The 8,093-nt window shown below is 71.6% G+C and carries 7 protein-coding genes; 5 read left to right on the top strand and 2 right to left on the bottom strand.

Annotation, left to right across the window (positions count from 1 at the left end; all coding sequences use genetic code 11):
• The first annotated feature begins 497 nt into the window (after positions 1–497).
• The 5 genes from RL72_RS02270 to RL72_RS02250 all read left to right on the top strand — a co-directional run bounded on the left by RL72_RS02270 (position 498) and on the right by RL72_RS02250 (position 5,292).
• A complete protein-coding gene (locus tag RL72_RS02270; protein ID WP_045249181.1) occupies positions 498–1,190 on the top strand; it encodes a phosphocholine cytidylyltransferase family protein in 693 nt (230 codons plus the stop codon).
• Positions 1,191–1,283: 93 nt separating this feature from the next.
• Positions 1,284–2,279: a hypothetical protein gene (locus tag RL72_RS02265; RefSeq protein WP_045249180.1), complete on the top strand. Its 996-nt coding sequence runs from the start codon at positions 1,284–1,286 to the stop codon at positions 2,277–2,279.
• A 101-nt stretch (positions 2,280–2,380) separates the two neighbouring features.
• A complete protein-coding gene (locus RL72_RS02260; RefSeq protein ID WP_045249179.1) occupies positions 2,381–2,686 on the top strand; it encodes a hypothetical protein in 306 nt (101 codons plus the stop codon).
• Entirely contained in the window at positions 2,616–4,124 is a 1,509-nt protein-coding gene (locus RL72_RS02255; RefSeq protein ID WP_082071970.1) for a sugar porter family MFS transporter, read from the top strand. The genes RL72_RS02260 and RL72_RS02255 overlap by 71 nt, the downstream gene beginning before the upstream one ends.
• A 61-nt stretch (positions 4,125–4,185) precedes the next feature.
• Positions 4,186–5,292: a glycosyltransferase family 2 protein gene (locus RL72_RS02250; RefSeq protein ID WP_487246354.1), complete on the top strand. Its 1,107-nt coding sequence runs from the start codon at positions 4,186–4,188 to the stop codon at positions 5,290–5,292.
• Between the two features lie 35 nt (positions 5,293–5,327).
• Here RL72_RS02250 and RL72_RS02245 read toward each other — a convergent pair whose 3' ends face one another.
• Positions 5,328–6,785, bottom strand: coding sequence for a CDP-glycerol glycerophosphotransferase family protein (locus tag RL72_RS02245; RefSeq protein ID WP_045249177.1), 1,458 nt, complete (start codon positions 6,783–6,785; stop codon positions 5,328–5,330).
• Positions 6,782–8,065 (bottom strand): CDP-glycerol glycerophosphotransferase family protein, encoded by a 1,284-nt coding sequence (locus RL72_RS02240; protein ID WP_045249176.1) that lies wholly within the window; start codon positions 8,063–8,065, stop codon positions 6,782–6,784. Before RL72_RS02240 ends, RL72_RS02245 begins: the two co-directional genes overlap by 4 nt.
• Between the last annotated feature and the right edge of the window lie 28 nt (positions 8,066–8,093).

The following is an 8,093-nucleotide window of genomic DNA, read 5'->3' as shown; positions in this document are numbered from 1 at the left end:
CTGGGGCTGGACCGCACTCGCATACCGTGCGCTGACCACCACGGAACGCCCCACCGCGGTGCGCGAGCGCCCCGGCCTCGGCTGGTTCGGTCTGCTGCCGTCCAACGCCTTCGGGGCCGTGGCCGCGGCCTGACTCTCCGCCTTCACGCGCGCCGTCTGCGCGGCGGTGCCCCGCGGGGCGGCCGACGCCGTGCGACGCGGCTTCGCCGGCGGCGAGGAGTCTTTGGGCGCGCGAGGGTCATGGGATGCTCCGGTCATGCATTCACGGTAGCAACCGGGTGCTGCGAAATCCGGGCGGACCGCCCGAAGTGACGGGATGCGACGCAGAGGATGTCGCCCATGACGAACCTGGGAATGCACCGAGCACTCGATAACGGAATGGCATCGCGCCTCCCCCGCACATGCTGCGATCAGGGCGGATCGATACCATGGCAGCTGGCACGAGGAAGTGTCCCATCGGTGACATGACCGTGAACACACGTAACAGGAGCTTTTCTGTGACTCTTCAGACCATCATTCTCGCTGCCGGGATGGGCTCGCGCCTCGGGCGCTCCCTCCCGAAGCCGCTGACCGAGCTCAACGACGGACGCTCGATCATGCAGCAGCAGCACGACAACATCCACGCGGCGTTCGGCGACGACGTCCGCATCACGACGATCGTCGGCTACCGCGCCGAGACGATCATCGAGGCGTTCCCCGACGTGAACTACGTGCACAACGAGCGCTACGACCAGACCAACACGTCCAAGAGCCTGCTGCGCGGCCTCGCCGCCACCGGGCGCAGCGGCGTGCTGTGGATGAACGGCGACGTCGTGTTCGACCCGCGCATCCTGGGCCGTGCGATCGCCCTCATCGAGCGCGACCAGTCCTTCGTCACCGTCAACACCGCGAAGGTCAGCGACGAAGAGGTCAAGTACACCGTCGACGCCGAGGGCTACATCAAGGAGCTCTCCAAGACCGTCAAGGGCGGCATCGGCGAGGCCGTCGGCATCAACTACATCTCCTCGCGCGACAAGCAGGCCTTCATGCGCCAGCTGCAGCGCGTCGACGACCAGGACTACTTCGAGCGCGGTCTCGAGCTCGCGATCGTCGAGAACGGGCTGCTGCTCGAGCCGATGGACATCTCGGATCTGTACGCCGTCGAGGTCGACTTCGCCGAGGATCTGGAGCGGGCGAACCTCTTCGTCTGATCCCGTCCCCTTCCCGCGAGAGCCCGTGCCCTGTGCACGGGCTCTCCGCGTCTTCGGGCGTCCTCGCAGGACGATCGACATAGGCTCTGGTCCATGGGGCGAAACGAGCGCAGCACGGGCGACAAGACCGTGCACCGGATCCACTCCCTCCCTGACGATGCACCGTGGGCGGGCGGTCTGCCTCCTGCCGGATCGTCCGAGCATCCGATGCACATCCGTGGCCTCGACCGGGTGCTGGCGGTGCAGCGTCCTCTCGTGCTCGCGCACATCCGCAGCATCCGCCTGCGACACCCCGACGCCACCCCGGCGCAGATCATCACCCTGCTGGAGCGGCGCTACCTCGCCGCGGTGACGACCGGCGGTGCGGCGGTCGGCGCCACGGCCGTGATCCCCGGGATCGGCACCGGGGTCACCCTCGCGCTCTCGGGCGTCGAGACCGCCGGCTTCGTCGAGACGACGGCGCTGTTCGCCCAGTCGATCGCCGAGGTGCACGGAATCACGGTCGAGAACCCCGATCGCGCCCGAGCGCTGGTGATGACCCTCATGCTCGGCAAGGAGGGCGTGGACCTCATCCGCCAGCTGGCCGGCCAGGCGGCCGGCAAGGGGGCGGGCCGACCCGCGTACTGGGGGGAGCTCGTGACGAAGTCCCTCCCCCGGGCCGCCGTGGGACCCCTCGCCGACCGGCTCAAGAACATGCTCATCAAGCAGTTCGCCGGCGTCGGCGGGGCTTCGTTCCTCGGCAAGGCACTGCCGTTCGGCGTCGGCGCCGTGATCGGCGGTGCGGGGAACCACGTGCTCGGCCGTCGGGTCCTGGCCAGTTCGCGTCGTGCGTTCGGGCTTCCGCCGGCTGTGCTTCCCGCCGAGCTCGAACCGCAGGAGGGCGCCCAGCGCATCGAGAGCCGGATCGCCCGGGGCGCGCAGCTCGCGGGCACCGCCGTCGCCGGCGCGGCCGGCTCCGCGGCACGCGGCGTCGGCGTGGTCGGCCGTCGAGCCGTCGAGGCCGTTCGTCGCAGGCCGGCGCCGATCTCCGATCCCGAGGCTCCGGGGCCGGGGCTGCATCCCACGCAGCCCGCCGACGAGGAACTCTGACCGGCCTGCACACCCGCGCCGCGAGAGAAGTTCTGCACCGCTGCCGCCGTGACCGCAGCACGCGGCTCGTGACCGTCGGCGCCCGCTCCTAGCGTGGCGGCATGACCCGCTCCCCCGATCCGACGACGGCGAGAACGCCCGACGCGTCCTACCCCGTGCCGTGGCGCATCGACCGCCGTGATCGCGCGCACCCCGTGGTCACGAACGCCGCCGACGGCGTGGACTTCGTGCGGGCGTTCGCCCGCACCTCGACGGATCCCGGACGCACGATGCTCTGGGGCCGCGTGCGGCCAGGGGAGCAGTTGGAGATCTGCCTGTGCGACACCGACGTGGACGATGTCGTGGTCACGCTGGCCTGGTTCCGCCCGGACGACGGACTGGAATACGTGTGGCGATTCGTCGTCTGAGCCCCGGTGTACTCTCGAATCCGCCCGCTCCCGGGACGCTCTCATCAGAAGGACGCGAATGAGCTCTGCACTGACCGGCAACAGCCGGACGACCCGTCTGGCGCTGCTGGTCGGCATCGCCGCGGCGACCGTGGGCATCATCTACGGATACGACTCGTCCAACATCGGCGGCGCGATGCTGTACCTCGCCGAGGACTTCCATCTCGATGCCGCCGCGCAGTCCTGGGTCACGACCACGGTCGTCGTCGGGGAGATCCTCGGAGCGCTGTTCGGCGGCGCGCTCGCCAACCGCATCGGCCGGAAGCCGACGATGGTCGTCGTCGCCGTGTCGTTCGCGGCGTTCTCGCTGCTGTCCGGCCTCGCGCCGTTCCTCTGGGTGCTGGTGATCGCGCGGTTCCTGCTCGGCCTGACCATCGGCGTCTCGGTCGTGGTCGTGCCCGTCTTCGTCGCCGAGTCCGCACCCGCACGCTCACGCGGCGCCTTCCTCGTGCTCTATCAGGTCGCCACGGTGTCCGGCATCATCCTCGGCTACCTCGTGGCGATGGCGCTCGCCCCCACCGAGAGCTGGCGGTGGATGCTCGGTCTCGCTGCGATCCCGGGCGTGATCATCACTCTCGTGCTGCTCCGCCTCCCCGACACCGCGCGCTGGTACGTGATGAAGGGCCGCACATCCGAAGCCCGGAGCACGCTGGCGCGCATCGAGGGTCCCGAGGTCGACGTCGACGCCGAGATCGAGACGATCACGGCGGGGTTCGCCGCCGGCCACACGGCGTCGTGGCGCGACCTCCTGCGCAAGCCCTTTCTCCGGGCCACGCTGTTCGTGGTCGGGCTCGGCTTCTTCGTGCAGCTGACCGGCATCAACGCGATCGTGTACTACAGCCCACGCATCTTCGAGGCGATGGGCTTCACCGACGACATCGTCAAGCTCGGCCTCTCCGCGCTGGTGCAGGTCGCCGGTCTGGTCGCGGTGTTCGTCGCCCTGCTCGTGATCGACCGGATGGGCCGCCGCCCCGTGCTGCTGATCGGCATCGGGACCATGGTGCTGGCCAACCTGCTGCTGGTGATCGTGTTCGCGATCGGGGGCGGGCACTTCGACGGGGCGCTCACGATCGCCGGGTTCATCGGGCTCGTGCTGTTCACGGCCGGCTTCACCTTCGGCTTCGGCTCGCTGGTGTGGGTCTACGCGGGCGAGGCGATGCCGGCGCACCTGCGCTCGCTCGGCGCGAGCGTGATGCTCACCAGCGACCTGGTCGCGAACGTCATCGTCGGAGCCTTCTTCCTCACGATCCTGAACGCACTCGGCGGCGCAGGGGCGTTCGCCGTCTTCGGGGTCATCGCGATCCTCGCGTTCTTCTTCGTGGTCTGGCTGGCGCCGGAGACCAAGGGGCGCCCGCTGGAGGACATCGGGCGGTACTGGGAGAACGGCGGACGCTGGTAGCCCGACGCGCCCGAGCCGTGCTCCCGCCGGTCTCGCAGGCCGGACGTGCAAGGATCGACGGGTGAGCCGTTCCGACCCGTCCGCCCCCGACCAGGGTGCAGCGCTGTCCGGCGCGGGCGTGTCGTTCGTGATGCCCGTGCTGAACGAACGCGCGTACCTGGAGCATGCGGTCGAGTCGGTGCTCGCGCAGGACGTGGACGGTCCCACGGAGCTCGTCCTGGCTCTGGGCCCCTCCTCGGACGGCACGACCCAGCTCGCCGAGCGCCTCGCAACACGCGAGCCCCGGCTCCGCATCGTGCACAACCCCGCCGCCGACATCCCGGTGGGGCTCAACACGGCGATCCGGGCGAGCAGCCACCCCACGATCATCCGGGTCGACGCGCACTCCGAGCTCTCCCCCGGCTACGCCCGGCGGGCGATCCAGACGCTCGAGCGCACCGGAGCGGCGAACGTCGGCGGCGTCATGCGCGCCGATGGCCGCACCCCGTTCCAGACCGCCGTCGCCCGCGCATACAACTCGCCCGTCGGCCTCGGCGGAGGCAGCTATCACGGGGGCACCCGCGAGGGCACGGCCGAGTCCGCGTACCTCGGCGTCATGCGGCGCACCGTGCTCGACGAGGTGGGGCTGTTCGACGAGTCCATCCGCCGCGGTGAGGACTGGGAGCTCAATCTGCGGATCCGTCAGGCCGGGCACACCGTGTGGTTCGATCCGCAGCTCGCCGTGACCTATTGGCCGCGCGAGAGCTGGATCCGGCTCGCGCGGCAGTTCCGCTCGACCGGCGCATGGCGAGGAGAGCTCGTGCGCCGCTACGGGCGCAGCAACGGCCTGCGCTTCTTCGCGCCGCCCGCACTCCTGGTGATCCTCGCCCTCGCCCTCGTGGTCGCGGTGCTCCAGGTGACCGGGGTGCTGTCCGGCGTGCCGGGACTGCTCGCCTCGATCGTGTATCTGCCGCTCATGGCATACGCCGTGCTGGTGATCGCGATGGCGCTCGCCCCCGGACGCCCGACGGATCCCCCGCGCTCCGCCCGCGAGCGCATCTGGACGCTCGCCGTGCTCCCGACCATGCACCTGTCGTGGGGGCTCGGCTTCCTCATGGGCGTCCTGCGCGGCGCGCACGACACGGTCGACACGTCCCGGCTGGGCACGCGGAACACGCCCCTGCCCTGACCCCGTCCGGGCCCGGGATCGTGCGTGCGGCCGCGTCAGGCCTCCAGCCAGCCGAGATCCAGGATCCGATCGACCACCCGCGCAGACGCGGCCCCGTCGTCCCGGCCGTTGAACTGCGCCTGCCATGCGACGTACTTGGGTGCGTGCTCGGCGAGAGCCGACACATCGGAGAGCGCGGCGACCAGCTCGTCCTGCGTGCGGACGAGGGGGCCCGGGGCGCGCGCGGCGAGATCGAAGTAGAAGCCGCGCAGCTTCCCCCGGTAGTGCTCCAGATCGGGCACCAGGAAGTACATCGGCTTGCCGGTGGCGCTGAAGTCGAACATCACCGAGGAGTAGTCCGTGACGAGCGCGTCGGCGACCAGCAGCAGCTCCGCTGTGTCGGGGTAGCCGGTCACGTCGATGACGCGGGAACCCGCCTGATCGCGACCCGGACGGATGGTGCGGGAGTGCCCGCGCACGAGCACGACGCAGTCGCCGGCCTCGGCGAGCGCGTTCGGGTCCACGAAGTCGACCATCTCGGATCGGTCGTCGCGCCAGGTCGGCGCGTACAGCAGCACCCGGTCCCCCGGATCGATGCCGAGCGCGGCGCGGATGCGCGCGGGATCGCCCGTGGTGAGCACGTCGTTGCGGGGGTACCCGTCGACCCACACCGGCTTGCGGAGGAATGCGTACGCCTTGCGCAGCACCCGCTCGGCATACGGGTTCTGCGCAAGCAGCACATCCCAGCGACGGGACTCCCGGACCACGGCGAGCCAGCGCCGCGGATGGAGCCCTGGACGATGCAGCGCGAGGCGCTTGAGCGGAGTGCCGTGCCAGGTCTGCAGCACCCGCTGCCCCGGCTTGCGATCGAAGCGGCGGCGCAGCCAGTCGTTCACGATGAGGAGCCGCGCATCGGCGCGCGCCCGCCACCACTCGGGGGACCCTTCCACGACCGGCACCGCACCGTCCGGCACGGGGACGGAGAGGTCGACGACGCTCCAGTACCGGGTGACGCCGGGAGCGCGTGCGGCGAGCTCCCGGTCGATGGCCCCGGGGTTGCAGCCGCTGGACTGTCCGTAGAAGGCCTCGAAGAAGACCGCGTTCTCCCCGGCACCGGGCAGCGCCGCGTAGCGCCCCTCGAGCGCGAGGCGTCCCTCCGCGGTCTCGTACGCCGGATCGACCGGTGCGGCGACCTGCAGGTCGCCGCCGGCAGATCCGACGCGGAGGCCCGGAAGGACCACGGTCTCGACAGCGGGGAGGGCCGTCGTGCGACCGTCGACGACCAGTGCATAGTCGCCCGTCGGCAGTGGCAGCTCCGGGCCGCCCCACCGCGAGGCGCGCAACGGCAGCACGGCGCTCCAGGCCGCGCCGTCGTTCGCCGTGACGATGTCGGAGGCGGCGGCGACCGCGCGGCGGCCGACGAGCTCGATCCCGTCCGGCGCGGATCCGTCCCCGCCGATCAGCAGCTCCTGCTGCTCCTCGTCGATTCGGGCGGTCGTGACGCGGCTGGTCATGGGGTTCCCTTCGAAGCGGGGGTCGGCGACGCGGAGCCCGCGCGGGAGAGGATCGCCGCCAGCACCCGGTCGGTGTTGCGTCCGTCCCGGTGCGCGTGCATGCGGGCGCTGAGTTCAGAGGACAGCGCCGCGCGGCGGGCGCGTTCCGCGTCGTCGGTGAGCACGCCTTCGAGCTGCGCGGCGGCCGTCGCCCAGTCGGGTGCCGGGTCGGCCCCGGCCACCTCGGCGTAGGTCCCGTAGAAGCCGCGCGACGCCGCGTACTCGACGGGATCGGGCGCGAGGTAGACGACGGGCATGGCGAGGAGTCCCACATCGTACGCGAGCGACGAGTAGTCGGTCACGAGCACGTCGATCGCGGGCAGCACCGGCGTGATGTCGGCGAGCACGGCGGAGCCGATCGCGCGCACCCGATCGGTGGCCTCAGGAGGACGGTACTCGCCCTCGCCCAGCGGGTGGGAGCGCACGAGCAGCACGCTGTCGGTGCGCTCGAGGACATCGACGAGGCGCGCCCACTCCGTGGCGGTGGGGACGGCAGGATCCGGCGCGCCGTCGCGCCAGGTGGGCGCGTAGAGCACGACGCGCGAGCCCTCGGGGATCGGCCCGACCGCGGCATCGCGACGCGCCGCGGCATCGGCGCGTCGCGCGGACGGCTCCCCGGCGGAGAGCACGTCGACACGCGGCTCCCCCGTCACCAGCACCTGCTGCACGCCGAGGCCGAAGGCCGACTCCAGCCGGGCGCGCGCCCGGTCCGACGCGGCCGGCAGCACCCGGATCCGTCTCGTCTGACCGCGGTAGAGCAGGCCGAGGAGGCGCTGCAGCGGCACGAAGCGCGGCAGGAAGGCGCTCTGCACGGTGGCCGGAGAGTCCAGCCCGATGCGCTTGAGCGGGATGCCGTGCCACAGCTGCACGACGACGGCGGGGCGCGCGAGGCCTCCGGAGACCGCATAGCGGTTGACGTCGCCGAAGCCGTGCGTGACCACGACCACGCCCGCCCGGGCGGTCGCCCACCAGCCGCGCACGCCGCTCTTCGGGATCGCGGGGATGCCGAGCTCGGCGGCCTCACGCAGCTCACGGTCCGAGCCGGTCAGCCAGACGGGCTGCAGCCCGGCCTCGGTCGCCGCCCGCCAGAGGGCGAGCGCACCGTCGCCGATCCCGGCCCCGCAGCCGATCACCCAGCCGCGCCCGCGCGGGACGACGGCGGTGCCCAGGCGGCCGAGCAGGTAGAGCGGGATCCTCAGCAGCTTGCCGGCGTTACCCGCACGGAAGGAGAAGGACGCCACCCCGCGAGCCTATCGCGGGGTGGCGTCC

The organism is Microbacterium azadirachtae (assembly GCF_000956545.1).
In the GTDB taxonomy this organism is placed as follows: Bacteria; Actinomycetota; Actinomycetes; order Actinomycetales; family Microbacteriaceae; genus Microbacterium; species Microbacterium azadirachtae.
This window is presented reverse-complemented; position numbering and strand designations above follow the sequence as displayed.